This is a genomic window from Shewanella cyperi, from assembly GCF_017354985.1.
Classification (GTDB): Bacteria; Pseudomonadota; Gammaproteobacteria; order Enterobacterales; family Shewanellaceae; genus Shewanella; species Shewanella cyperi.
The window spans coordinates 1,579,103-1,604,886 of sequence record NZ_CP071501.1 but is presented as its reverse complement, the minus strand read 5'-3'; the positions used below and the strand labels follow the sequence as shown (position 1 = coordinate 1,604,886).

Below are 25,784 nucleotides of genomic sequence, written 5' to 3'. Positions count from 1 at the left end.
TTTGACAGAAACATGCTGCTTACTCAATGACTTCATTTCCGGTAAACCAGCCGCCCAAGGCCCCCGCCAACGGCAAGCTGCTTTCTCTGGCCGCGCCCGTGGGCGTTGGCCGCGCCCTGACACTGGCAAACCTCGCCAAGGCCCACACAGGCACCAGTTTGCTGGTCACCGCAGATACCCCTTCGGCGCTGGCGCTGGAAGCCGAACTCACCTACCTGCTGCGCCACGACGATCTGCAGGTGTGCCTGTTTCCGGACCGGGAAACCCTGCCCTATGACAGCTTTTCGCCGCACCAGGACTTGATCTCCCAGCGTCTGGAAACCCTGGCCAGCTTGACGACCGGTAAACGCCACCTGGTGATAGTGCCTGTCACCACCCTGATGGTGCGCCTGCCACCTGTGTCATTCCTCGCCGGCAATGTGCTGATCCTCAAAAAAGGCGACAGATACAGTCTGCAGCAGATGCGCCAGCAACTGACCGACACTGGCTATCATCTGGTGGAGCAGGTCTATGAGCACGGCGAATTCGCCATCCGCGGCGCCATTTTGGATCTTTTTCCCAGCGGCGCCCGTGAGCCACTGCGTATTGAGCTGTTCGATGACGAGGTGGAATCCATCCGTTATTTCGATCCCGAGACCCAGCGCTCCAGCACCGAGGTCGACAGCGTCCGCATGTTGCCGGCGCGGGAATTCCCCACCGACAGCAGCGCCATTGAAGGCTTTCGCCAGCGCTACCGCCGCGCCTTTGAGTCCGTGGTCAATGCCCCCGAGTCCGTGTATCAGCTGGTGAGTCGCAACCTGATGCCGGCGGGTATAGAAAACTACCTGCCGCTGTTTTTCGAAAGCTGCGCCACCTTGTTCGACTATCTGCCCAGGGACTGCCAGCTGCTGACCGTGGGCGAGCTGGAACAGGCCGCCAATCATCACCTGGATGAGGTGAAGAGTCGCTTTGAGGACAGACGGGTCGATCCGCTGCGGCCACTGTTGCCGCCCCAGGATTTGTACCTGCTCACCGAGCAACTGTTTTCCGCCTTCAAGGCCTTGCCGCGAGTACAGATAGCTGCCGACGCCGTCCAGACACTTGCCGCAGCACCCTTGCCGGATCTCCGCGCCAATCACAAACTGCGTCAACCGCTGGAGGCGCTGCAGTCCTTCGCCCAAACCGGGCCAAGGCTGCTGTTTATCGCCGAATCCGAGGGCCGGCGCGAGGCCCTGACCGAGCTGCTGGCCAAGATTGAACTGAAGCCCAAACGCCTGAGCCACATAGATGAGTTCTGGGGTTCGGATCTCGACTGTGCCATAGCCGTCGCCCCACTGTCCCAGGGTTGCCTGTTGCAACGGCATGAGTCAAAAGATCTCGCCATCATCTGTGAAACCGAGCTTTTTGGTGAACGGGTGTCGCAACAACGGCGCCGCGACAAGCAAAAGCAGCTGAGCCAGGATCTGCTGATTAAAAACCTGGCCGAACTCAAGGTCGGTCAGCCTGTGGTGCACCTGGAACACGGAGTCGGTCTCTATCAGGGGCTGGAAACCCTCGACACTGGTGGTCTGGTGGCCGAATACCTGACCCTGGAATATTCGGGCGGTGACAAACTCTATGTGCCGGTCGCCTCCCTGCACCTTATCAGCCGTTATGCCGTGGGCGGAGAGCAGGAAGCCAGTCTCAACCGGCTCGGCAATGAAACCTGGGCCAAGGCCAAACGCAAGGCGATTGAAAAAATCCGCGACGTGGCCGCCGAGCTGCTGGATGTCTACGCCAGACGGGAAGCCCGTCCCGGCGACCCCTGCAATCTGGATGAAACCGAATACGCCCAGTTTGCCGACGGCTTTATGTTCGAAGAGACAGTGGATCAGGAAAGCGCCATCAAGGCGGTGCTCGATGACATGTGCCAGCCCCGCGCCATGGACCGCCTGGTGTGCGGCGATGTGGGCTTTGGCAAGACGGAAGTGGCCATGCGTGCCGCCTTCCTCGCTGTCAGCAACAACAAACAGGTGGTGGTGCTGGTGCCCACCACACTGCTGGCCCAGCAGCATTATGAAAACTTCAAGGATAGGTTTGCCGACTGGCCTGTGACCATAGAGGTGATGTCACGTTTTCGCACCGCCAAGGAGCAAAATCAGGTGCTGGCAGCCTTGGAAGCCGGCAAGGTGGACATAGTCATAGGCACCCATAAGCTGCTCAACAGCGAGGTGCGCTTCGACGCCCTGGGCCTGCTGATCATTGACGAGGAACACAGGTTCGGCGTGCGCCAGAAGGAAAAAATCAAGGCGCTGAGAGCCAACGTTGACATACTCACCCTGACGGCCACCCCCATTCCCCGCACCCTGAACATGGCCATGTCCGGCATGCGCGACCTGTCCATCATAGCCACGCCGCCGGCCAAACGTCTGGCGGTCAAAACCTTTGTGCGCGAGTATGACAGGGCCACGGTACGGGAGGCCATACTGCGGGAAATCCTCCGCGGCGGCCAGGTCTATTACCTGCACAACAATGTGGAAACCATAGAGAAAACTGCCCAGGAGATCCGCGAGCTGTTGCCCGAAGCCCGGGTAGTCACGGCCCACGGCCAGATGCGCGAGCGGGATCTTGAACGGGTAATGTCGGACTTCTATCACCAGAGATTCAACGTGTTGGTGTGTACCACCATTATCGAAACCGGTATCGATGTGCCGAGCGCCAACACCATCATTATCGACCGGGCCGATTACTTCGGTCTGGCTCAGCTGCATCAACTCAGGGGCCGGGTCGGCCGCTCCCATCACCAGGCCTATGCCTATCTGATGACGCCCCACCCCAAACTGATGACCCAGGATGCCCGCAAGCGCCTGGAGGCCATAGATGCGCTGGAAGATCTCGGCGCCGGCTTTATGCTGGCGACCCAGGATCTGGAAATCCGTGGTGCCGGTGAACTGCTGGGTGACGAGCAGAGCGGCCATATTTCCAAGATTGGTTTCAGCCTGTACATGGAAATGCTCGAAGGGGCGGTCAAGGCACTCAAGCAAGGTAAGGAGCCATCCCTGGCCCAGATGCTGGGGCAGCAATGCGAGCTGGACTTGCGGATCCCGGCACTGCTGCCGGAAGACTATGTGGGCGATGTTAATATGCGCCTGTCGCTGTACAAGCGCATCGCCGGTTGCGACAGCGAGCAGGCCCTGGATGAGATGAAGGTGGAACTGATTGACCGTTTTGGTCTGCTGCCCGATCCCGCCCGTAACCTGCTGGAGCAGACCCTGTACAAGCATCAGGCCTCGCGCCTTGGGGTCACCAAGCTGGAGATGCACAGCCGCGGTGGCAGCCTGGAATTTGGCGACCAGCACGACATAGATCCCGGCTTCATCATAGGTCTGCTCTCGGGTCAGCCACAAATCTATCGAATGGAAGGACCAAATAAGTTAAAGTTCAGCCTGCCGTCAGAGACCCCAAAGGAAAGGCTCGACCTGGCCAAATTGCTGCTGGAGCAGCTGTCTGCAAACCGTCTTGGAGATAAACAGTGATCCGTCACCTAGCGTTGTCCTCCGTCCTGGCCCTGGTGCCAGTGGCGCAATCCCATGCCGAAGCCTGGTTCGAGGTGGAGGTGCTGCTGTTTGAACGCAATCAGGCCAGCAGTGAGGTGTGGCCCGAGGAGGTAACACTGCCGTCGCTGACCAAGGCCAGGGATCTGATATCCCCCCTGGTGGTTCAGGAACAAGCCCACCTGGCCGAGGGCATGGAACCCTGCAGCGAGGCCGAGGCAGCCCTTGACCCACTGCTGTGTGAAGCCAGGTATACCCACAAAACCCTGCATTATCCGGCCCTGGTCCCGCTGAACATTGCCGCGGAAACCACCCCCGAAGTCAAGGCCGGTGATGGTGCGGTATTAATGGATGCTGGCCACAGCCAGTTTGCCGAAGTGATGAAGACCCTCTCCCGTGAACCCGGACTCAAGCCGCTGCTGCACCTGACCTGGCAGCAATCCATGGGTTCCCGCTACCAGGCGCTGCCGGTGCGTCTCTATGGCGGTGAAAACTTCAGTGACAGGTACGCGCTCAATGGCCTGCCACGCAGTGCCATGGTCGAAGAACAAGCCAAAGGGCAGGCAGAAGACGCGAGCACAGGAATTGAGATCCGCAGCGACGATAATTCCCTCGCCGCCCAACTGGGTACTACCAGCGAACCGGGTGAGTTGCAAGCGGCTGCACAACCGCTGGCCGAGTCCGATCCCGAGCCGGTATGGCAATTGGATGGCACAGTCAATATTTATCTCAGCCACTATCTCTACATAGAGACAGATCTCAGGTTAAGAACGCCCGGCACCCGCGAAGTGCCGCTGTTGGCACAGGTGATTGAAAATAACCCGGCAGTGGCAGCACAAGCCGCAGCGCCAATGGAACAGCAGGCCTTCCTGTATGCCATCCCCATGGTACAAAATCGCCGGGTGCGCAGCGGTGAAATCCATTATCTGGATCATCCCAAGCTAGGCATGGTGGTACAGATCCGCAAGATGGCCCAGCCAGGCAGCCGGGAAGAAGTCAAAGAAGTGCTGGAAGAAAACGACGAAGAAAGCGTCGTTGAAGAGGATTTGCCTCAGCAATAGCAAAACTCACGGGGAGCCTGGCTCCCCTTTTTGTTGGCTCGGTCGCAATGGTTCAGGATTGGGTAATGGAAAAATCCAGGTAAATCTCATTTTCCACGTCCTCTTCCACCAGCACCTGACTGACGTTGGCACCGGGGGAGCCAAGCCAACACCATTCGATTAACTGATCTACCGCAGGAAAACTCCCCTGAGCCAGGATTTCCACCGAACCGTCATCCAGGTTGGTAACATACCCGGTAACCCCAAGCTCCCTCGCCTTTTCCAGTGCACAGCGCCGGAAGCACACCCCCTGAACCTTTCCCTTCACCCTGATTAACACCCGCTTCATCTGTTGCTCCCTTCTCGGCCGATGCATTGAGAATAAGCCAAAAAACAGACATATACCTAATTGAAGGCGGAAAGGAATCTCGAGGGGTACAGAGTCACGGATGCCACTAAAAAAAACAGCTAACAAAACTGCTGTTAGCTGTATCGGGCGACATACGCAAAGGGTTGGTCCAGGGGGACCGAATTCGGCAGCGGATTGCTACAATTTGTTACAATCTGCTTGGGAGGGCGCTAATGTACACGCTGATGAGGAATTTTCAATTGAGACTAAAGTCCTATTGAGCACCCCTGGGATTTATGTGATCTAGATCACACTTTTAGCCAGTATTTGCCGCACGACTCACTGTTTAAGCCAAAGGGTAACTGGTACAAATGTACAAATTTGTACGAAAGTACTGTGGACGCAGTTAACCGCGCCAGAACGCGTGGATGGCAGGCAAATGCGGCCCCAGCTGGGGAAATTTGTGAGACTGGTGCTCGTCCCAAATGATGGGATAAAAGGCTGACAGCAGGCTGGCGGTGGCGGAATTGTCCAAAACTTCGTCATGCTCAGACAATATACACAGGGATTTCTGCCGGTTTTTGCTGCGAAATTCACTTACGCATTTACTGGCAATGTCGGCATATTCCTCGGGTCTGTCTATCCGCCCCTGCATATTGATTTCGGGGTGCAGATTGGGATTTATCAATACCGATTTCAGGCCATGGAGAAACCCGATACGTTCGGCCCAATAGCCCCCCAGGCCAACACCAACCATCAGAGGCGCGGGATCATCACAATGCTTCAACTCCCGCTCCACATCCTTAAGCAATTGCTGCATATCGTGACGGGGAAACTGGGTGGAATAGCTTAACAATCTGACGTCGGGGTCAATGAACTGCAATTGACGCATTTTTTCATGATTGCCTGGACTGGTGGCATCATAGCCGTGCAGATAAAGGATCATGGCCGACTCCATCGCCCGAATGAACACACAGCTCTCACACTAGCATATCTGTGCCAACCCGGGGTGCGCGGGTTCACAAAGCGGCCATAAAGGGCATAAAAAATGGCGCACATGGCGCCATATCAATCAGTAGCAACAATCAGGGCTGGTAGCCAATGCGCTCAGCCAACTCTCGCCCCTCTTCCCAGCGAGCCTGGTTTTCAAGCGCAGCAGCCACCTTACGGCCATCGGGCCTGAGTGCCTGTGCACGGTTTTCCCATTCAGAGCCGGCCAAATCGGTCAGGATATCCAGTGCTCCCTGGCGTTGGTTGCATACCAATATCATGTCACACCCCGCCGCCAGGGCCGCTCTGGCACGGGCAGGATAGTCACCGGCAAAGGCAGCCCCTTCCATGCCGAGATCGTCCGAGAAAATCACGCCCCTGAAACCCAACTCGATGCGCAGCACCTGTTTGAGCCAATGGCTGGAGAAACCGGCCGGGTTGGGGTCAATCTGGCTGTACACCACGTGGGCCGGCATAATGCCATCCAGTTTCCCTTCGGTTATCAATGACCTGAAGGGAGCCATATCCTGCTCCAGGATAAGCGCAGGCTCACGCTCGTCCACCGGCATGGCCACATGAGAGTCGGCCTGCACACTGCCATGTCCGGGAAAATGTTTACCGACAGCTGCCATGCCGGCGCTGTGCATACCATCAATGAAGGCACCGGCCACCGCCGCAACCTGGGCTGGGCTCGCTGAAAAGCTACGTCTGCCTATGACTTCACTGATACCATTGAGATCAAGCACAGGGGCAAAGCTTAAATCAATATCACAGGACAGCAGCTCCACCGCCATCAAAAACCCCAACTCGCTGGCCCAGCGCTTTGCCAGGGCCATGGCCTCGGCGGCGGCAGGAAGAATGTCGCCCATGGCTGGAATTTGGGTGAAGCCCTCACGAAAGCGCTGTACCCTGCCCCCCTCATGGTCGACGGCAATCAGCAGTTCCGGGCGTATGGCTCGTACCGCTTGCACCAGCTCACAAAGCTGACTGCGCTCCCTGTAGTTGCGACTGAAGAGAATAAGCCCGCCGACCAAGGGATTGCGCAACATTTCACGCTCTTGCGATGTCAGCTCCAGCCCTTCCAGATCCACCATGAGCACGCCCATGCTTCCCCCTAAAAAATTAATTCATCATTAATAAAACCACTACACCCCAGCTTTAGGGGGCGAAATGGATTAAGCCCTTAATTTGCCGCAATAGCCCTGAAACCAAGCACTAAAGCCAGTTCAATTATGCTTTAGCTAGATTTATCCGAAACATCATGAATAAGAATATCTAATGAAGCCTCAAGGCCAAACTATGGGATACTGTTCCTATGGTGATCAGCGGCCAGGTTGGCGCACGTCCATTTCCCGAATGCGCAGTCGCAGAGATTACCTCAGATTAGATTGATGGGCGAGCAAGCCCCATGACAAAGACTAAAATAACAACGAGACGACACAGGGCCAGATTATGATTAGCGTATTTGACATGTTCAAGATAGGCATAGGGCCATCGAGTTCCCATACAGTGGGCCCCATGAAGGCCGGCAAACTCTTTATTCAACTGCTGGAAGCCAAGGGGCTGCTGGCACAAACCGATGAGCTGCGGGCTGAACTGTTCGGCTCCCTGGGACAAACCGGCAAAGGTCACGGCACAGGCAAAGCCGTTATCCTGGGATTGATGGGTGAAGATCCTGAAACCGTCGATACCGATGCCATCGACGGAATCCTGGCAGACGTTGCTGCCAGTGAGCAGCTGCAACTGGCCAACGGCACCAAGGTAAAGTTCACCCGCGAGGATGGCATACTTTATCATCGTCGCAAGACGCTGCCCGCCCATGCCAATGCCATGACCCTTTATGCCCTGGCCAAGGGTGAGTTGCTGTTCCAACGCACCTACTATTCCGTGGGTGGCGGCTTCATTCTGGACGAGGATGAGATAGCCCAGCGTGACGCCTCACCGGCAACCCCCATTCAGTCTGCTCCCTATGACTTCAACAGTGCAACCCATCTGCTGGAATTGTGTACGGACCACGGCCTGAGCATTTCCTCACTGATGTTGGCCAATGAACTCAGCATAGCCTCCGAGGCCGACGTCAAGGCCCGCCTGTGGCAGATTTGGCAGACCATGAAAAGCTGCGTCGAAAAGGGCTATCAGAAGGAAGGCATATTGCCTGGTGGCTTAAAACTCAGACGCCGGGCGCCGGCGCTGTACCGCCGTCTCAAGGCCGAAGGTCGCAACAACGTCGACCCGCTCAACGCCATGGATTGGGTAGACCTGTTTGCCCTGTCGGTCAATGAACAGAACGCCGCCGGCGACCGTGTAGTCACGGCGCCCACCAATGGGGCAGCCGGCATTATTCCAGCAGTACTTTGTTACTACGATACCTTCGTGCAGGAAGTGGATGTGGATGTCTGTTCACGCTACCTGCTGACCGCCGCCGCCATTGGTATCCTTTACAAGAAAAACGCCTCTATTTCCGGTGCCGAAGTGGGCTGTCAGGGTGAAGTGGGCGTGGCTTGCTCCATGGCAGCCGCAGCGCTGACCGAAATCATGGGCGGTACCGTGGAGCATGTGGAGAACGCTGCCGAAATCGGTATGGAACATAACTTGGGCCTGACCTGCGATCCCGTCGGTGGCCTGGTACAGGTTCCCTGTATTGAGCGCAACGCCATGGGCGCGGTCAAGGCCATCAATGCTTCTCGCCTGGCGCTGCGCGGCGACGGCAACCACAAGGTGTCGCTGGATAAGGTCATCAAAACCATGATGGACACGGGCAAGGACATGCGCAGCAAGTACAAGGAAACCGCCAAGGGCGGTCTTGCGGTCAACATTGTCGAGTGCTGACAGCCGCAATTAAAAAATCCCGCTTCGGCGGGATTTTTATTTGACTCTATATTTGGAAATCCGAGGCTATCCGGGCTAGCGCATCGGCAGCTCACGATCGGCAAACATTTCTTCAATCAATATAGGGTCACGCAGCGCCACCGCCTTTTCCACCACATCCCGGGTAAGATGCGGTGCGAACAATTCGATAAAGTCATACATGTAGCTTCGAAGGAAACTGCCCTTACGGAAGCCTATCTTGGTGGTGCTGTGGGCAAACAGGTGTCCGGCATCTATGGCCACCAAGTCCTTGTCTATGTTGGGATCTATGGCCATGGAGGCAATCACCCCCACCCCCAGCCCCAAACGGACATAGGTTTTCAGTACATCGGCACTGGTGGCAGAGAACACCACCCTGGGCTCCAACCCGGCACGGTTAAAGGCACGCTCAATCTGGGATTCACGGTCGAAACCGAACACATAGGTCACCAGTGGGAAGCGTGCCAATTCTTCAATGCTCATATGGCTGCGACTGGCCAGCGGATGATCCCGGGTAACCACTATGGAGCGGTTCCAGTGGTAGCAAGGCAACATAATGAGATCCGAGTACAGGTGCATGGCCTCGGTCGCAATGGCAAAATCCGCATCTCCGCGGGCCGCCAGTTCACTTATCTGGGTCGGAGTACCCTGGTGCATGTGCAGGTTAACCCTGGGATAACGTTTGATAAAACTGCGAATAATGCCGGGCAGAGCATAACGGGCCTGGGTGTCTGTGGTGGCTATGTTCAGTTCGCCCTGATCCGGCTTGGTGTATTCTTCGGCCACCTTTTTGATGCTTTCCACTTTGCCCAGGATATCGCTGGCGATGTTTATCACTTGCTCACCGGCAGGGGTCACGTGGGTCAGGTGTTTGCCGCTGCGGCCAAAGATTTGGATCCCCAACTCATCTTCCAGCATTCGGACCTGCTTGCTGATCCCCGGCTGAGATGTATACAGGTTTTCCGCTGTCGCCGAGACATTGAGATTGTGGTTCAGCACTTCCACAATATACCTGAGTTGTTGCAGCTTCATGTTGCGTCCTACCAAAAGAACCGTTCCGAGCAATCGGCCGGTTGCGAGTCTTAACTATAATCTTGGGTTATAGTATATTGGTAAAATTAAATCAAACTGGAATAACGGTCCACCCCGCCAGCAATACGGGACAGACACGATAAGCTGGGCTAAGATAACTATGCTAGTTTGTTGATTTATTGTAGCATTGGTTGACTTGACTCAAGAATGGGACACCTATGATATTCACCCTGGTTCTGCTCTCCATTGGAGCATTGTTACTGCTGGTCATAGTGATCAATGTGATCCAACAACAAAAAGAAAAGGCCGAAGCAGAACGTCGCATGGAGTTGGCCAGACAGCGTGCCATTTTGGATGAAACCGAAGGCGTGCTTTCCAATACAGGCATGATGCCCTGCTCAAGCTACATAGTCATGATTTTGTACCGGCGCATCCAGGAAGCCTTGAGCAACGCGGTCAACCTGACCGTTCCCCCACAAAAAAATGACTATCAACGCCGTCTGTTGGATCTTCAGGCTCAGATTGAGAGCCTGCAGGGCACTTCCAATGTGCCACCGATAGAAAGCTTCCGTTTGCCTGACAACGACAAGCAAGTGCTTGTGGTTGTGCAAACCCTGAAGAAACTCAAGGCCATACTCAGGGCCGAACACAATAAGGGCAAGGTCGACCCCACGGTTTTTGCCGAAGAAGAAAATCGTATCGACAGTCTGCAATTGCGGATCAACGTGGACTCCATGATTTCTCGTGCCCGCGCCGCCTGCTTTATGAAGCAGTATGGCTCTGCCAAGCAGATGGTCTCCAAGGCGCTGGCGACCTTGCACGCCATCAAGGCACAGACCCCCAATGACCCCTTTATTGGCCGCAAAGTTGATGAGGCCAAGCAACTGCTGGATGAAATCATGGGTGCCCAGAAGATGTCCGAGCCTGCGGGTCGTCAAAAGCGCAGCGAAGAAGACGATCTGGATATGCTGTTCCAACCGAAGAAAAAATGGTAACCGCTGCCTGAAGCGGTATGGCTTCCAATCCCCCATAAAAAAACTCCCGCAGGGCAACCTCGGGAGTTTTTATTTGCTCACAGTTAGTTGAGCAGCATGTTACTTCTTGGTTTTCTTGGCTTCACTGACCCAGCGCTTGCCATCATAGTGGGCTATCCAACCCGTGGCCTTGCCATCCACCTCGGAAGCAACATATTGCTCCTTGGTCTTGCGGCTGAACTTGACCATGGTCTTGTTACCTTCATCATCCTCGGTCGGAGCATCGGCCAGATACTGATATTTAGGCCACAGCAGCTCACGGTATTTGCGCAGTTCTTCCACCAACGGCGCCCGGGTTTCGCGGGATTTGGGGAAGGTGCTGGCTGCGAGGAAGATACCGGCGGCACCATCACGCAATACAAAATAAGCATCCGACTTACTGCACTTGAGTTCAGGCAGATGAATAGGATCTTCCTTCGGTGGCGCTGCCTCACCATTTTTCAGCAGTTTGCGGGTATTTTTGCAGGCCTCATTGGTACAACCGAAATACTTGCCGAAACGGCCGTTTTTAAGCTCCATATTGGCGCCACAACGGTCACATTCCAATAGCGGTCCTTCGTAACCCTTGAGTTTGAACTGACCCGCTTCCACCTCATAGCCGTCACAGGTTGGGTTGTTGCCGCACACATGCAGTTTACGCTTTTCATCAAGCAAGTAACTGTCCATGGCGGTACCGCATTTGTTACAGCGATGCTTGGCCCTGAGCGCATTGGTTTCCGCGTTTTCATCACCTTCGCTTATGGCCTCTTCGCCCGGCGTCAGGTTCATTGTGGTCTTGCATCTTTCCTTCGGCGGCAACGCATAGCCTGAACAGCCGAGGAACACCCCGGTTGTGCCGGTGCGGATCCCCATTTGCCTGCCGCACGTGGGGCAAGGAATGTCGGTAAGTACCATCTCATTGGGCAGCATACCGCCCGCATCGGGCTCCTGCTCCGCCTTGTCGAGCTGGGCGGTAAAGTCTTCATAAAAACCATCCAGCACGTTTTTCCACTCACGCTCACCGCGGGCCACGTCATCCAGTGTCTGTTCCATACCGGCGGTAAAGTCATAGCTCATCAGTTCACTGAAGCTGTGTACCAGACGGTCACTGACAATTTCACCCATTTTCTCGGCATAAAAACGACGGTTTTCCACCTTTACATAACCGCGATCCTGAATGGTAGAGATAATGGTGGCATAGGTGGAAGGACGGCCTATACCGCGCTTTTCCAATTCTTTCACCAAGGAGGCTTCACTGTAGCGGGCCGGTGGCTTGGTGAAATTCTGTTTGGGATCCAATTTATCCAGCGTGAGTGATTCACCCACCTCAACCGCCGGCAGGGTGTTGTCTTCCTCATTCTTTTTCTTCAGCGCCGGTTGCACCCGGGTCCAACCATCAAACCTCAGGGTGCGGCCATTGGCCTTGAGCTCATAATCACCGGCCTTAACCGTAAGCCTGGTGGCATCGTATTGGGCTGGTGTCATTTGACAGGCCACAAATTGGCGCCAAATAAGCTCGTAGAGGCGCTGTGCATCGCGTTCCATATCACTCAGTTGCACCGCACTGACCTTGACATCAGAAGGCCGTATGGCTTCGTGAGCCTCCTGGGCCCCTTCCTTGCTGCCATAACGTATGGGCGCATCGGGCAGGTATTTGGCACCGAACTCGTCACCAATGAGTGCACGGACGCTGTCCAGGGCCTCCTGGCTAAGGTTGGTAGAGTCGGTACGCATATAAGTGATATGACCAGCTTCGTACAAACGCTGGGCCAACATCATGGTCTTTTTCACCCCAAAGCCAAGTCGGGTACTCGCTGCTTGCTGCAGGGTTGAGGTAATAAAGGGCGCAGAAGGCTTGCTTTGGGTTGCCTTATCTTCCCGCTCCAAGACCTTGAAGCTGGCATGCTGCAGTTCGGCCACAGCCGCCATGGCCTCGGCCTGATTGCGTGGTTCAAAGGCTGCACCAAGATGGCGATGAACTTCCATCAGCAATGCCTGGCCTTTTGGCGTATTCAGGGCAGCGTGGATGTCCCAAAACTCTTCCGGTACAAAGGCCTTGATTTCACTTTCACGCTCAACCACCAAACGCACCGCAACCGATTGCACCCGTCCGGCAGACAGACCACGGGCAACCTTCTTCCAAAGCAAGGGCGACACCATAAAACCCACCACCCGGTCCAGGAAACGACGGGCCTGTTGGGCATTGACCATATTGGTGTTCAGGCTGGCAGGATGGCTGAAGGCGTCCTGGATGGCACTTTTGGTGATCTCATTGAAAACTACCCTTTGATACCGTGAAGGATCGCCGCCTATGACTTCCTGCAAATGCCAGGCAATGGCCTCTCCCTCACGGTCCAAGTCCGTTGCCAGAAAGATTTGATCGGCATCGTTGGCAAGGGCCTGTAATTCTTTCACCACCTTTTCTTTACCAGGCAATATCTGGTAGTTGGCACGCCAGCCCGCCTCGGGGTTCACCCCCATGCGGGCCACCAGGGCCTGTTGGTCTTTGTCCTTCTTGTAACGGGCCTTTTCATCGGCGGTCATTTTCTTGAGATCGGCACTGGATTTAGCACCCGTTTTGCCTTCCGAGGTGGAGGATGTAGGCAAATCACGTATGTGACCCACACTGGATTTAACAATGAAATCTTTGCCAAGGTATTTGTTAATTGTCTTGGCTTTGGCCGGCGATTCGACAATGACGAGCGATTTACCCATAGTTTTATTTGCGCCAAACAGTCTCGAGAAGGTGGAAATTGGCACCATATATAGAGGGTTGAACCTTGAGTTTCAAGCTAATCCCTCTTTTATGCATACCAGCGAGTCACTTTTTAAGCAAAGTTGAAATTTTTGTAAAAAATAATATTGCGTAATTAAAAACTAATATTTCATTATTCGCCAGCAAGCAAGCAATAGTTATGCAATTCCTGCATAAATGGGCCATTTGTCGCGATTTCGCCGGGTTGTTATGCGAGATTGCTCACGTATACTGAGCGAAACTCAAGACCAAATTCTGGTCATAATCACAAGACCTCAGCCCCGGTAAAGGACAATAAATGAAGCACTTCGAAGCTAACTTTGATGGCTTGGTTGGACCAACCCACAATTACGCAGGCCTCTCCTTTGGTAACGTGGCGTCCCAGAGTAATGCCGCCCTGACATCCAATCCCAAAGATGCTGCCAAGCAAGGACTCAAGAAGGCCAAAGCCCTGGCGGACATGGGCATGGTCCAAGGCATGCTGGCGCCCCAGGAGCGCCCGGATCTGCACACCCTGCGCCGTATTGGTTTCAGCGGCACAGATGCCGAAGTCTTGCAAAAGGCCGCACAACAGGCGCCGGCCCTGCTGCAGGCCTGTTGCAGCGCCTCCAGCATGTGGACCGCCAATGCGGCTACGGTTTCACCCAGTGCCGACACCCGCGATGGCAAGCTGCATTTCACCCCAGCCAACCTGGTGGACAAGCTGCATCGCTCCATTGAACCCAGCACCACGGGCAATATTCTTAAGGCCATCTTCGCAGACAGCCGCCATTTCCATCACCACGAGCACCTGCCAGAGCACCCCAGCTTCGGTGACGAAGGTGCCGCCAACCATACCCGTTTATGCAGTGATTATAGCCGCGCAGGCGTGGAGGTCTTTGTCTATGGCCGGGCCGTGACCCGCCCGGATATGCCGGCGCCAAAGAAGTATCCTGCCAGACAAACCCTGGAGGCCTCACAAGCTGTAGCCAGGTTACACCAGCTGGAAGACGACAATACCGTCTTTATGCAGCAAACCCCCGATGTCATTGACCAGGGCGTGTTTCACAATGACGTGATTGCCGTGGGCAACCAAAATGTGCTGTTTTACCATGAGCAGGCTTTCCTGCACACCCAGGAAAAACTGGCTGAAATTCAGCGCAAGATGGACACCGACATGCATTTCATTGAAGTCCCAACTGCCAAGGTGGGCGTGCAGGATGCGGTCAAGAGCTATCTGTTCAACACCCAGATCATCACATTGCCCAATGGTGAGATGGCAATCATAGCGCCAACCGATTGCGAGGAGAATGCGGCCGTTCATGCTTACCTCACTGAATTGGTCACCTTCAATACGCCAATCAAAAAAGTACACTATTTTGATGTGAAGCAAAGCATGCAAAACGGCGGTGGCCCGGCTTGCCTGAGGCTCAGGGTCGCCATGAACGAAGCCGAACTGGCAGCGGTGAATCCCAACGTGATGATGAATGACGCGCTGTTCAACCGCCTCAACCAATGGGTGGATAAGCACTACCGCGATCGCTTAACCATAGCCGACCTCGCCGACCCCCAACTCCTGGTGGAATCCCGCACCGCGCTGGATGAACTGACGCAAATCATGAAGCTTGGCAGTGTGTATCGGTTCCAGAAGTAATATATAAAATGATAAAAAGCCCCTTTGAGGGGCTTTTTATCTAGTATCCGAAACATAGCTATAAAAGCCACTCATTCGAGTGGCTTTTTTACTATATCAATGCACGACAAATGGTACTGTAAGCACTTCTGTAGTCCTGCCACTTGGAGTCGTCACTACAACACTGAATAAGCCGCTTTCAGGCTGTTCAGCACCTTTTATGGTCACTGCATACTGCCTTGCGCCGTTATAATTACTGCTCGGCCAAGAATAACTCGCTGTACTTGCAATTGAACCCGGAGTGACCTTGAAGGCTACCACGCTTCCTGCTGGCATTTGCTGATTGTGCAAATCCGATAATGAAAATACCACTGTGGCAGTTCCCTTTCCAAGAACATCTATTGTGCCATCGTTAGCGCTACCTTCATCATTGTCGGCGTAACTGGCCACCATGACCGGATTACCACTGCCATCAACAACAGGATTCCCGCTTTCGTCAACCTCCTGCACCATTCCACGATAATCACCCTGAATACCGACCAGCCCTTTCGGCGTTGCATAGGCGGTACTGCCAGACATCACCATTACCAGACTCTTTCTCACAAAGAGAGACTGCGAATCACTGATGCCATCGGCGCATCCATCATGGGGAGGCAGTGAACAGAGCACACCATTATATTTTTTGTCTGCCAGGTCGAAAACGCCATCAGAGTCGAAATCGATCAGTTCTTCGTTTCTTCCGCTTTCGGCATCACCACCACTTTGCTGAGGGTTGAAAACACCGTCTTCGTTATAGTCTCCAAATGCATCATCAAGATCATATTTAAGACCGTTAACATCTTTGCCGGTTAGAAATTCGTTCATCTCAGAGGCGTCAAAACGACCATTACCATTGCTGTCAGGGAAGGATTCTTCCCCCACCGCAGTGGCGGTGATAGTAGCCCGACCTCCGAACTTTTGACCGTAGAAATTGCCGCCATCGGCAGCAAGTTCGGATCTTGGTCTGCCACCGAGGACATAGCCTTCGGGACGTGGGTTTTGGCTGCGCCAAACTACGCTGCAAAAGCCGTTATCAGTTGTACATGAAGGCTCAATCGCACCGCCCTCTGTGGTGAAATACACCGCAGTTCCATCTGGAACGGGGTTGTTAAAGGCGTCAGCGAGACGTGCTGTAACCTTAACCTCGGTACCTTCTTCGTCCCAGCCCTCGGCATTCAATACTTCCGCAGACAGAGAAAAACTGTCCTGATCAGGCTTGCCAGTCGAAATAACCAAAACGCTGGATTGACTGGAAATCAATGGGTCAGTGCCATCAATGGACGCAGTCACTCGCACGGTCGTTGCAACAGTTCCAGAAGTCACTACTGTCTGAACAATACCTAGGTTGTTGGTGGTAGCCGTCGTGGGGCTTAAGCTAAGTAAACCAGGCTTAGTATTAAGTGAGAAGGATACGGACTTGTTAGCTACCGGATTTCCATTCGTGTCCAGAACTTTGAACTTCACAGTGGAAGATTCATCACCACCGGTTCCCTTGATGCTGATATTTTCAGGAGATGCACTGACAAACACTATGCTGCCAGCATCGGCTGCCAGTACATTAATATTACCGGTTGCTGATAAGTTTTTGCCGCCTACGTTGGCGGTCACACTGATAGCGTCATTAGCCACACAACCTTTGGCCAAATAGGTGCTGGTAGCTAAACCACCAAGAGCAGTTACCGGGGTACTCAGTTCCGCTTCAGCAGGAGTTTTGCTGCTGCAAGTTGAAGTAAAGTGCACATCGACAGGCTCTGTGTAAGCGTTACCCTGCTCGTCCTGAAGTTTTACAGATATTGAGGCTGTACCGCCCGCTGATAGACTCGTAGCACTGACACTGGCCTTTCCAGATTCAAAAGTGCCTTCCGCTGTCCCCATCAACACATTGGTAGCACCTATCACAAACACTTTCTGTCCGTTTTCTCCGGTTGACAGAGAAGCTGTAGCTTGCGCAGCACCAGGTTGGCTCCCTGCATAAATGTCCACACTGGCGCGACCGTTTGAATCGGTAATGGCGGTCTTAATTGGCAAATCACCCAAAGTTGAATCAAAGGTCACAATCACGGTTTTTGACACGCCAGCCACTGTGGCTACCAATTTACCAGGCTTGGTTGTGGAAATAGTATCAATTGGATTGCCATTGGCATCGGTCAAGGTGAGACTGACCTGAGCACCACCGCCGTTTGAGGTACCACCATCACCTTTCATATTGAAGCCAACCACGCCCTTCTCACCGCTATCGATACTGGCTTCCACCGTACCGGCGCCTTCTACATCTGCAGTGCTAAGGGTAATGACGGCATTTCCATTGGCATCAGTCAGGGCCGTGCCAGTACTGGGTGTGAATGTCCCCAGATTGTCGTTGCTCAGGCTGAAGGTAACCAACTTGCCTACCTGCGCACCTGACAACGAGCCGGTAACATTGGCGGTCACTGTGGCCGGGGTGGCAGCAGCAATATCAGTGTTGGAAATAGAAACCGATACTGTAATTGTATCAGTGGGCGGTGTCCCGCCATCACCGTCGGAAGAGAGACCGCCTCCCCCACCACAAGCTATCAGTAAAAAAGACAAAAATGAGACAAACCATAACTTATAAGCTGACTTCATTGTCAGACTCCCTGTTACTCTAATGATAATACGCAAGCTTTCCGCTTGTTACTTATAGGCTAACATTACACAATTTTCATGTAACTTTTCCATCGCTGATTTCTTTTATTTAGCGAAAATGCCGGAAAAGTTTCCTTTAGCAGCCATTTCATCGCACTCTGTTTCTTGTTAGGCTTTATTGCGCCAAAAATCAATGCATAAAAATTACACAGGAAAGACGATGGCAGCCAATAAAACAAGCAAAATAGGTCTGACAGGCAAGATTTTAATCGGCATGGGTGCCGGTATTACACTGGGGCTGGTGCTGCGAATTCTGTTCCCGGAAAGTACCTTTGTTAGTGACTATATCACCAATGGTTTTTTACATGTCATAGGCACCATATTTATTTCCAGCCTAAAAATGCTGGTAGTACCGCTGGTATTTATTTCCCTGGTGTGTGGAACCTCCTCACTGAGTGAGCCCTCCAAATTAGGCCGCCTCGGTGGCAAAACCCTCGCTTTCTATTTATTCACAACTGCAGTCGCTTTGACCCTGGCTATTTTAGCTGCGGTATTGGTACACCCCGGCAGTGCCTCCATGGCCACAGAGAATATGGAGTACAGTGTCAAGGCCGCTCCAAGTCTGTCTGAGGTGTTAATCAGCATAGTGCCCACCAACCCGATGCAGGCCATGAGCGAAGGCAATATGTTGCAAATTATCATCTTTGCCGTGATTTTTGGTTTTGCCGTGTCCCATATAGGCGAACGGGGCAAACGGGTTGCCGCACTGTTTGACGATCTCAATGAGGTCATAATGCGGGTAGTCACCCTGATCATGCAGCTCGCGCCATACGGTGTCTTTGCCTTGATGGGCAAACTGACCCTGACCCTGGGACTGGATACCCTGGGCAGTGTTATCAAGTATTTTGCTCTGGTATTGACCGTGCTGCTTATCCACGCTTTCTTGGTCTACCCCACCTTACTCAAAGCATTTTCCGGATTGAATCCTCTCATCTTCATCCGCAAGATGCGCGATGTGCAGTTATTCGCCTTCAGCACCGCCAGTTCCAATGCCACCTTACCCGTTACCATGGAAGCGGCAGAACACAGACTGGGGGCTGACAATAAGGTTGCCTCCTTTACCCTGCCACTCGGCGCCACCATCAATATGGATGGCACCGCCATAATGCAGGGCGTTGCCACCGTATTTATCGCCCAGGTATTTGGTATTGAACTGACGATCACCGACTACGCAGCTGTGGTGGTGACCGCCACGCTGGCATCCATAGGAACCGCCGGTGTGCCGGGTGTAGGACTGATTATGCTGGCCATGGTGCTCAATCAGGTGGGCTTGCCGGTTGAAGGCATTTCACTGATTATCGGTGTCGATCGTATGCTCGACATGGTACGCACAGCGGTGAATGTCACCGGCGATGCTGTCGCCACAGTCATCATTGCCAAGTCTGAGGGCTCACTAAACGAGGCCGTGTATCTGGATCCCAAGGCCGGCAAGACCAGCGGCAGTTTTGATGCGGAAGTGCATCGCACACTTTGACTTTCACCCAAGCATAAAAAAGGCGCCCATCGGACGCCTTTTTTATTATCTATATCTTACCTTTCCCAATAAGACTCTTCCAGGCTGTCTTCCCGCTCAGGCAAACCACGGGACAAACGGGGACTGTGCTGGGCCAGCACCTCGTAGGCGACCCGATTGGCATATTTGCAAATTTGCGAAAATGACGAGTAGCAGAGCCCTTCGTTCTTGTGCTTACTGGAACCCGGCACATTGGTTTTATGGAAGCTGTTGGCCGCAAGGTCATGCAACAAGGCCGCCAGTGCCCCATCTCCGGCACCATTGGTATTGCGGATTTGCTCCGGTCCCCCCATGTATGGCGAGATATGGGCATAGACCTTAATCGCTTCCTGGCAGTCGCGCTTGCGCATGGGCCTTGAGAATTCATATCGATTGAATTCAGGTATCGCTCCTGGCAACAGGGTATGACTGGTTTCACGCTTATCGCTCTCTTCGGTATAACCCGCCATGTACAGGCCTATGGGGCCTGCTGTGGTCAGTACCAGATCACACCATTCCAGTGCGGCTTCACTGGCAAGCAAGGGATCGGCATGTCCGGTCAGCGCTTCCCCTTCATCCTCGTTCATTGCAAGAATCGTCACATGCTCGCGGATAAAATTCTGCCACCATTGTGGGTCTTCCTGGATAAGGAAGCGTGTGCCCAGAGTCAGGACCACGGGCACATCGGCGGCCTTGGCATAATTGATCGCCCGCATTGCCGCGTCGGTAATGCCATCACCATCGCTGGCACGCATCAGGTAGGCGGTCAATACCAAGGCTGCGCTGCCTTCTACCACTTCGCGCTTGATAAATTCCGGGGTCAGTTTATCCATGGCTCCCTTGCTGATGGCAAAGGTGCGTTCACCACAATCGGAAATCAGGGTAAAACAGCGGCCTATGGGGCCATCGACGGGCTGCAGATAATTCAGATCCACCTTGGAAGAGGTGTGGCACAGGTAGCGATAGGCATAACTGCCCACCTCTATGTGCTTGCTCATGACCCCGAACAACACGGAGCGGTCATCGGCCAGAATCGAGTAGTTGTGCACAGTGTTGCCTATGGTGCCACCGGCAAACTCATCACTGATGAGTTCATTGCCTTTAAGCTCCTGATACAAGGCATGGGCAGCCGCGTCATCAATCAGGGTCGAATTGCCCTTGGGCAAACCATAGCGTGCAAGCAGCTCATCGTGAACCTTGGCCTCTATGTCCACCAGGGTCTGATCTATACCGCTGATATAGGTGGCGCGGGGCTGAGCCTGCTGCGTCAGCTGCTCCAGCAGGGGATCACGGGTCTTGACGGGGAAGTAATGTTTGGATTTACGCTGACCGGGAAACTTCATATAAGGCTCTCTTCGATGGACATCCCTGATCCTGCACAGGGCCATCTGGCCCGGCTCCGTAACGCTAGAGTGTAGGCCGGGGTCCATCTGGCTGCCAAATCAGCAGTAACTACCAGCACCCCGGCGATGCGGCGGCAGATTCTATCACAAAATCCCCGGCTGACCAGAGGCGGGGCCATTTTGAAGGAGTCACCGGCATGGTGCGCAAACTAGCATTGCAACGGCCATAAAAAAAGCCTGTATCAACAGGCTTTCTTCAAAGTTTGATCCAGCGCTATCAGCTGAGGGCGGAGACGAGCAACTTGCTCACTTCGGCCACACTCTGGGTACCATCAAACTTGCTGTATTTGGTGTTGCCGGCAGCAGCCACCTTGCCGTAGTAATCCACCAGCGGCTTGGTTTGCTCATGGTAAATGGCCAGACGCTTGCGCACGGTTGACTCTTCGTCGTCAGGGCGGATCACCAGCTCTTCGCCGGTCACATCATCCTTGCCTTCTTCTTTTGGCGGATTGAATACCACGTGGTAAACGCGGCCGGAGCCTGGATGTACGCGACGGCCGCTCATACGCTTGACGATTTCCTCATCGGGCACATCGATTTCAATCACGTGATCTATGCTGATGCCATTGGCAGCCATGGCATCGGCCTGGGGAATAGTGCGTGGGAAACCGTCCAGCAGGAAACCTTTGGCACAGTCATCCTGAGCGATGCGCTCTTTCACCAGGCCAATGATCAGTTCATCGGACACCAGCTGACCTGCATCCATCACTTTCTTGGCTTCCAGACCCAACGGGGTGCCGGCCTTTACCGCGGCACGCAGCATATCGCCGGTGGAGATCTGTGGAATGCCATATTGCTCCATGATGAATTGAGCCTGGGTACCTTTACCGGCACCTGGGGCGCCCAATAGGATAATGCGCATTTCAAGAGTCCTCTTATTTCGCATTGACGTTCTTCTTAGGGCGGCGATCTTCGCACATCTGGCATCGCAATAGAAGGGTTTTGGCTACGACTTTAGCCACATAAAACGGTCGTGACCGCTGTGCATTTTTCAGTACAGTAGGCTATAGAGCTTGCGACGGTATTGATTTGCAAGGCTATTCCCCTGCCCCATTGCTGTCAGCATGTCCATAAACACTTGTTTGATTTGTCCGCCGTGGGCACCAAGATCCTTGCCAAGCACCTCAAACAGCAACGCCAGGCCTTCCTCTTCCCTGTGGGCTGCCACCAAGGCGCGAGCCAGTTCAATCCTGACGCCATAATCATCGCAGTTCTGCTCAAATGCCTGCTGCAACTGGCGGATTTCCGGTGTATCCGCCGCCTCAAGCGCCAAAGTCAGCTTTGCCTTGAGACTCTGGAAATAACCGTCCTGATCGGCAAGGCCAATGGTATCCAGCAATTGCTGAGCAGTGGCTATATCCCCCAGCAGCAGGCAGGCATCGGCAAAGGGCAAGGCCACAGTGGCATCTTTGACTTCCTGATACACAGATTTCAGCAAATCATGGGCTTGCTGGGCTGCGTCACCTTTGGCCAACAAGACCTTGGCCTCGGCCAGTTTCAATTGCCACAGGGGCGGCAAATGTTTCTCCAACATGGACTCTATGTCGGCATCGGCACGCTCACCGGCAAAACCGTCTATGGGCTGCCCCTGGCTGAGCAGCAACACGGTCGGCAGCGCCTGGATACGAAAATAGGAGGCTATTTCCATTTCAGCTTCACAATCCACAGTGGCCAGCAAAAAGCGCCCCTGGGCACGCCTGGCCATCACACCAAGGCGACTGCACATGGTCTGGCTGTCGGGCTGCGCGCGGGCGTGAAAGCACAGTACCACCAGCTGGTTAAGCGAGGTGTCCACCACCTGCTGAATATTGTCTCTGGTCAGCGCCAGCTCGAATACCTGTTGTGTGTCCATATCAATTCTTCTCATGTAAACAGGGGGGCCTGAGCCCCCCCCTGTGCGACAGTTACTGTTGGCTGTCGAGCAGCATCTTGTTCATCAGCTTAATAAAGGCTGAGGGATCTGCAAGGCTGCCCTTCTCGGACAAAGTCGCCTGGCCCAGCAGCAATTCGGCCCATTCACCGAAGACCTGCTCATCCTGCAACTCACCCAATCGGGCCACCAGCGGGTGCGCCGGGTTCAGTTCGAAGGTGGGTTTCACCTCGGGCACCGGCTGACCGGCCGCCTGCATCAGTTTAATCATCTGGCTGGACATTTCGCCTTCACCGGCAACCACGCAGGCCGGGGTATCGGTCAGACGACTGGTCACCTTGACGTCCTTAACCTTGTTGCCAAGGGCGCTCTTGAAACGCTGTACCAGGGATTCGGCCTCCTTGACAGCCTGTTCGTGTTCGGCCTTTTCGGCTTCGTCTTCCAGTGCGCCCAGATCCAAATCGCCGCGGGTCACAGAGTGCAGTTGCTTTTCCTTGTACTCGTTTAAGTGGTTGATCAACCACTCATCAATACGCTCGGACAGCAGCAGCACCTCAATGCCTTTCTTGCGCAGCAGTTCCAGATGGGGGCTGTTGGCAGCCGCCTCGTAGCTGTCGGCCACGATATAGTAAATCCGCTCCTGACCTTCCTTCATGCGAGCTATGTAGTCGTCCAGGGACACGGTTGGCGCGGCATTGCCCGTATGGGTTGAGGCAAAGCGCAGCAGACCGGCAATACGTTCGCGGTTGGCGAAATCCTCTGCCGGACCTTCCTTGAGCACCTGACCGAACTCGGCCCAGAACTGCTGGTACTTGTCGGCATCATCCTTGGCCAGTTTTTCCAGCATGGACAATACGCGCTTGGTCAGTGCCTGACGCAGGGTGCGGGTCACCTTGTTGTCCTGCAAAATCTCACGGGACACGTTCAGTGGCAGATCGTTGGAGTCGATAAGACCCTGCACAAAGCGCAGGTAGGACGGCATAAACTGCTCGGCGTCATCCATGATGAACACCCGCTGCACAAACAGCTTGAGGCCGTGTTTGCGATCCCTGTGCCACAGATCCCATGGCGCCTTGGATGGAATGTAGAGCAGGCTGGTGTATTCCTGATTACCTTCCACCTTGTTGTGGCTCCAGTCCAGGGCGTCGGCAAAATCATGGGAAATGTGCTTGTAGAATTCCTGATACTCTTCGTCACTGATCTCGGACTTGGAGCGCATCCACAGGGCGGTGGCCTTGTTCATGGCCTTCCACTGCCCCTCGGTGGCAGGTACCTTTTCGCCGTCTTCGCCTTCGCGCTCCGGGCTGCCTTCCTGCCACATTTCCACCGGGATAGAGATATGATCCGAATACTTGGTGATGATGGAGCGCAGACGCCAGTCATCGGCAAATTCTTTTTCTTCTTCACGCAGATGCAGCACTATCTTGGTGCCGCGATCGGCCTTGGTGATGGTTTCCACGGTAAAGCTGCCTTCACCCTCGGAGACCCACTTCACCCCTTCATCGGCGTCATGGCCGGCGGCGCGGGTAAAGACTTCCACCTTGCTGGCCACTATAAAGGCAGAATAGAAACCGACACCGAACTGACCTATGAGCTGCGAGTCACGGGCTGAATCACCGGACAGATTCTTGAAAAACTCGGCGGTGCCCGACTTGGCAATGGTGCCCAAATGCTCAATCACACCGTCGCGGGTCATACCGACGCCGTTATCTTCAATGGTGACTGTGCCCTTGTCCTTGTCGGCGCTGACGCGGACCCTGAGCTCGCCATCCCCCTCATAAAGAGCGTCATTGGTCAGTGCCAGGTAGCGCAACTTGTCCGCAGCATCGGCGGCGTTGGAGACCAATTCACGCAAGAAGATTTCTTTGTTGGAGTACAAAGAATGGATCATCAACTGCAATAGCTGTTTGACTTCAGTTTGAAAACCATGGGTTTCTTGATGCGACATACTGGGTTCCCTTATCAATTCCTGATGTTACATAAAGTGTGCCGGCTCACGCCGTCGTTGGAAATAACATGGGGGCGCCCGGGGGCATTTCAAGGGTGAGTCGGGATTGAGCACGCAATCGAGCAAAAAACAAACAAAAACCCTGCCATGATGCAGGGTTTCGAGTATTGGCGCGGAAATACTACAGTGGCTGACGTCCGGTGAAGGACAAGGCCAAGGTGGTGCTGTCGACGTATTCCAGCTCCCCGCCCACCGGCACACCATGGGCGATACGGCTCACATTGACGCCATGACGTCTGGCGATGTCGGCAATATAGTGGGCCGTGGCATCGCCTTCCACAGTAGGGTTGGTGGCCAGGATCAGTTCGCTTATCTCATCTCTGCCCAGGTGTTGCTCCAGCAAGGCCAGACCCAACTCTTCCGGTCCTATGCCATCAAGCGGTGACAGATGTCCCTGCAACACAAAATAACGGCCCTGGAAGTGGCCCCCGGCCTCAATGGCCAGCACGTCTGCTGGGGTTTCCACCACGCAAATGGTATCGGCCTTGCCGCGCTTGGCACTGGCGCAGATGGGACACAGGGCTTCCTCGGTAAAGGTGCGGCACGACTGGCAATGGCCCACATCGGCCATGGCCCGTGCCAGCGCATCCGCCAGCTTGATACCGGCCTTGCGATCGCTCTCCAGCAGAGAAAACGCCATGCGCTGGGCCGACTTGGGCCCCACCCCGGGCAGGCAACGCAAATTCTGGATCAGTTCATCCACCAGCGGGCTGAAGCGCATTAACCAAAGCTCCTTAGAAAGGCATCTTCATACCGGGAGGCAACTGCATACCACCGGTAACTTCTGCCATTTTGGCTTTCTGTGCTTCTTCGATACGGCGTGCCGCATCGTTACAGGCAGCAGCGATAAGATCTTCCAACATTTCCTTGTCGTCTTCCATCAGGCTGGGGTCAATTTCGACCTTGCGTACACTGTGACTGCCGGTCATGGTGACTTTGACCAGACCTGCACCGGATTCACCGGTCAGCTCCATGCGGGCAATTTCTTCCTGCATCTTGGCCATTCTGTCTTGCATCATCTGGGCCTGTTTCATCAGGTTGCCCATACCGCCTTTTCCAAACATATGCCTAATCTCTATCTGTTGATGTTCCGGCCGAGCCGGAGGAATGAAATTGGCTAATCTTACTGAAATAAATCAGATTAGCAATGCGAAAGCC

At 54.2% G+C, this 25,784-nt stretch carries 18 protein-coding genes; 6 read left to right on the top strand and 12 right to left on the bottom strand.

The genetic code is table 11. The features are described from left to right. Positions 1-26 precede the first annotated feature (26 nt). Positions 27-3,494 carry a transcription-repair coupling factor gene (gene mfd, locus JYB84_RS06790; RefSeq protein ID WP_207322666.1) on the top strand — a complete coding sequence of 1,156 codons (3,468 nt, stop codon included), beginning with the start codon at positions 27-29 and terminating at the stop codon, positions 3,492-3,494. Beyond that, positions 3,491-4,573 carry a peptidoglycan binding protein CsiV gene (locus JYB84_RS06785; protein WP_207322665.1) on the top strand — a complete coding sequence of 361 codons (1,083 nt, stop codon included), beginning with the start codon at positions 3,491-3,493 and terminating at the stop codon, positions 4,571-4,573. Before mfd ends, JYB84_RS06785 begins: the two co-directional genes overlap by 4 nt. Before the next feature lie 52 nt (positions 4,574-4,625). Here the strand turns inward: JYB84_RS06785 and JYB84_RS06780 are convergent, their stop codons facing one another. From JYB84_RS06780 to nagZ, 3 genes are all read right to left on the bottom strand, one after another. Beyond that, positions 4,626-4,901: an acylphosphatase gene (locus JYB84_RS06780; RefSeq protein WP_207322664.1), complete on the bottom strand. Its 276-nt coding sequence runs from the start codon at positions 4,899-4,901 to the stop codon at positions 4,626-4,628. 406 nt (positions 4,902-5,307) lie between these two features. Beyond that, complete coding sequence (gene ycfP / locus JYB84_RS06775; RefSeq protein ID WP_207322663.1) at positions 5,308-5,847, bottom strand: alpha/beta hydrolase YcfP; 540 nt, start codon at positions 5,845-5,847, stop codon at positions 5,308-5,310. Between the two features lie 139 nt (positions 5,848-5,986). After that, positions 5,987-6,997: a beta-N-acetylhexosaminidase gene (gene nagZ, locus JYB84_RS06770; RefSeq protein WP_207322662.1), complete on the bottom strand. Its 1,011-nt coding sequence runs from the start codon at positions 6,995-6,997 to the stop codon at positions 5,987-5,989. A 346-nt stretch (positions 6,998-7,343) separates the two neighbouring features. Between nagZ and JYB84_RS06765 the strand changes: the two genes are divergently transcribed. Further along, positions 7,344-8,720: an L-serine ammonia-lyase gene (locus JYB84_RS06765; protein WP_207322661.1), complete on the top strand. Its 1,377-nt coding sequence runs from the start codon at positions 7,344-7,346 to the stop codon at positions 8,718-8,720. A 75-nt stretch (positions 8,721-8,795) separates the two neighbouring features. Here the strand turns inward: JYB84_RS06765 and cysB are convergent, their stop codons facing one another. Then, entirely contained in the window at positions 8,796-9,770 is a 975-nt protein-coding gene (cysB, locus tag JYB84_RS06760; protein ID WP_207322660.1) for an HTH-type transcriptional regulator CysB, read from the bottom strand. Positions 9,771-9,988: 218 nt separating this feature from the next. Between cysB and JYB84_RS06755 the strand changes: the two genes are divergently transcribed. Continuing rightward, positions 9,989-10,765, top strand: coding sequence for a hypothetical protein (locus JYB84_RS06755; RefSeq protein WP_207322659.1), 777 nt, complete (start codon positions 9,989-9,991; stop codon positions 10,763-10,765). A gap of 99 nt (positions 10,766-10,864) precedes the next feature. Here JYB84_RS06755 and topA read toward each other — a convergent pair whose 3' ends face one another. Further along, positions 10,865-13,498 (bottom strand): type I DNA topoisomerase, encoded by a 2,634-nt coding sequence (topA, locus tag JYB84_RS06750; protein WP_207322658.1) that lies wholly within the window; start codon positions 13,496-13,498, stop codon positions 10,865-10,867. A 338-nt stretch (positions 13,499-13,836) separates the two neighbouring features. Here topA and astB point away from each other — a divergent pair, with 338 nt between their 5' ends. Further along, entirely contained in the window at positions 13,837-15,171 is a 1,335-nt protein-coding gene (gene astB, locus JYB84_RS06745) for an N-succinylarginine dihydrolase (protein ID WP_207322657.1), read from the top strand. A gap of 96 nt (positions 15,172-15,267) precedes the next feature. Here astB and JYB84_RS06740 read toward each other — a convergent pair whose 3' ends face one another. Then, a complete protein-coding gene (locus JYB84_RS06740; protein WP_207322656.1) occupies positions 15,268-17,793 on the bottom strand; it encodes an Ig-like domain-containing protein in 2,526 nt (841 codons plus the stop codon). A gap of 220 nt (positions 17,794-18,013) precedes the next feature. Between JYB84_RS06740 and JYB84_RS06735 the strand changes: the two genes are divergently transcribed. Beyond that, positions 18,014-19,327 (top strand): dicarboxylate/amino acid:cation symporter, encoded by a 1,314-nt coding sequence (locus JYB84_RS06735; RefSeq protein ID WP_207322655.1) that lies wholly within the window; start codon positions 18,014-18,016, stop codon positions 19,325-19,327. Positions 19,328-19,383: 56 nt separating this feature from the next. Here the strand turns inward: JYB84_RS06735 and JYB84_RS06730 are convergent, their stop codons facing one another. The 6 genes from JYB84_RS06730 to JYB84_RS06705 all read right to left on the bottom strand — a co-directional run bounded on the left by JYB84_RS06730 (position 19,384) and on the right by JYB84_RS06705 (position 25,690). Next, positions 19,384-20,688 carry an inosine/guanosine kinase gene (locus JYB84_RS06730; RefSeq protein ID WP_207322654.1) on the bottom strand — a complete coding sequence of 435 codons (1,305 nt, stop codon included), beginning with the start codon at positions 20,686-20,688 and terminating at the stop codon, positions 19,384-19,386. Between the two features lie 277 nt (positions 20,689-20,965). Continuing rightward, complete coding sequence (gene adk, locus JYB84_RS06725; RefSeq protein ID WP_207322653.1) at positions 20,966-21,610, bottom strand: adenylate kinase; 645 nt, start codon at positions 21,608-21,610, stop codon at positions 20,966-20,968. A gap of 129 nt (positions 21,611-21,739) precedes the next feature. Then, positions 21,740-22,600: a tetratricopeptide repeat protein gene (locus JYB84_RS06720; protein ID WP_207322652.1), complete on the bottom strand. Its 861-nt coding sequence runs from the start codon at positions 22,598-22,600 to the stop codon at positions 21,740-21,742. 52 nt (positions 22,601-22,652) lie between these two features. After that, positions 22,653-24,566, bottom strand: a complete 1,914-nt coding sequence (gene htpG / locus JYB84_RS06715; protein ID WP_207322651.1) for a molecular chaperone HtpG — start codon at positions 24,564-24,566, stop codon at positions 22,653-22,655. A gap of 181 nt (positions 24,567-24,747) precedes the next feature. Further along, positions 24,748-25,347: a recombination mediator RecR gene (gene recR / locus JYB84_RS06710; RefSeq protein WP_207322650.1), complete on the bottom strand. Its 600-nt coding sequence runs from the start codon at positions 25,345-25,347 to the stop codon at positions 24,748-24,750. A 13-nt stretch (positions 25,348-25,360) separates the two neighbouring features. Next, positions 25,361-25,690 carry a YbaB/EbfC family nucleoid-associated protein gene (locus tag JYB84_RS06705; RefSeq protein ID WP_207322649.1) on the bottom strand — a complete coding sequence of 110 codons (330 nt, stop codon included), beginning with the start codon at positions 25,688-25,690 and terminating at the stop codon, positions 25,361-25,363. Positions 25,691-25,784 lie beyond the last annotated feature (94 nt).

Bases quoted from the DNA above. Each gene is read 5' to 3' on its own strand.
- mfd (WP_207322666.1), top strand. From the start codon at position 27: ATGACTTCATTTCCGGTAAACCAGCCGCCCAAGGCCCCCGCCAACGGC.
- JYB84_RS06780 (WP_207322664.1), bottom strand. From the start codon at position 4,901: ATGAAGCGGGTGTTAATCAGGGTGAAGGGAAAGGTTCAGGGGGTGTGC.
- ycfP (WP_207322663.1), bottom strand. From the start codon at position 5,847: ATGATCCTTTATCTGCACGGCTATGATGCCACCAGTCCAGGCAATCAT.
- nagZ (WP_207322662.1), bottom strand. From the start codon at position 6,997: ATGGGCGTGCTCATGGTGGATCTGGAAGGGCTGGAGCTGACATCGCAA.
- JYB84_RS06765 (WP_207322661.1), top strand. From the start codon at position 7,344: ATGATTAGCGTATTTGACATGTTCAAGATAGGCATAGGGCCATCGAGT.
- cysB (WP_207322660.1), bottom strand. From the start codon at position 9,770: ATGAAGCTGCAACAACTCAGGTATATTGTGGAAGTGCTGAACCACAAT.
- JYB84_RS06755 (WP_207322659.1), top strand. From the start codon at position 9,989: ATGATATTCACCCTGGTTCTGCTCTCCATTGGAGCATTGTTACTGCTG.
- topA (WP_207322658.1), bottom strand. From the start codon at position 13,498: ATGGGTAAATCGCTCGTCATTGTCGAATCGCCGGCCAAAGCCAAGACA.
- astB (WP_207322657.1), top strand. From the start codon at position 13,837: ATGAAGCACTTCGAAGCTAACTTTGATGGCTTGGTTGGACCAACCCAC.
- JYB84_RS06740 (WP_207322656.1), bottom strand. From the start codon at position 17,793: ATGAAGTCAGCTTATAAGTTATGGTTTGTCTCATTTTTGTCTTTTTTA.
- JYB84_RS06735 (WP_207322655.1), top strand. From the start codon at position 18,014: ATGGCAGCCAATAAAACAAGCAAAATAGGTCTGACAGGCAAGATTTTA.
- JYB84_RS06730 (WP_207322654.1), bottom strand. From the start codon at position 20,688: ATGAAGTTTCCCGGTCAGCGTAAATCCAAACATTACTTCCCCGTCAAG.
- adk (WP_207322653.1), bottom strand. From the start codon at position 21,610: ATGCGCATTATCCTATTGGGCGCCCCAGGTGCCGGTAAAGGTACCCAG.
- JYB84_RS06720 (WP_207322652.1), bottom strand. From the start codon at position 22,600: ATGGACACACAACAGGTATTCGAGCTGGCGCTGACCAGAGACAATATT.
- htpG (WP_207322651.1), bottom strand. From the start codon at position 24,566: ATGTCGCATCAAGAAACCCATGGTTTTCAAACTGAAGTCAAACAGCTA.
- recR (WP_207322650.1), bottom strand. From the start codon at position 25,347: ATGCGCTTCAGCCCGCTGGTGGATGAACTGATCCAGAATTTGCGTTGC.
- JYB84_RS06705 (WP_207322649.1), bottom strand. From the start codon at position 25,690: ATGTTTGGAAAAGGCGGTATGGGCAACCTGATGAAACAGGCCCAGATG.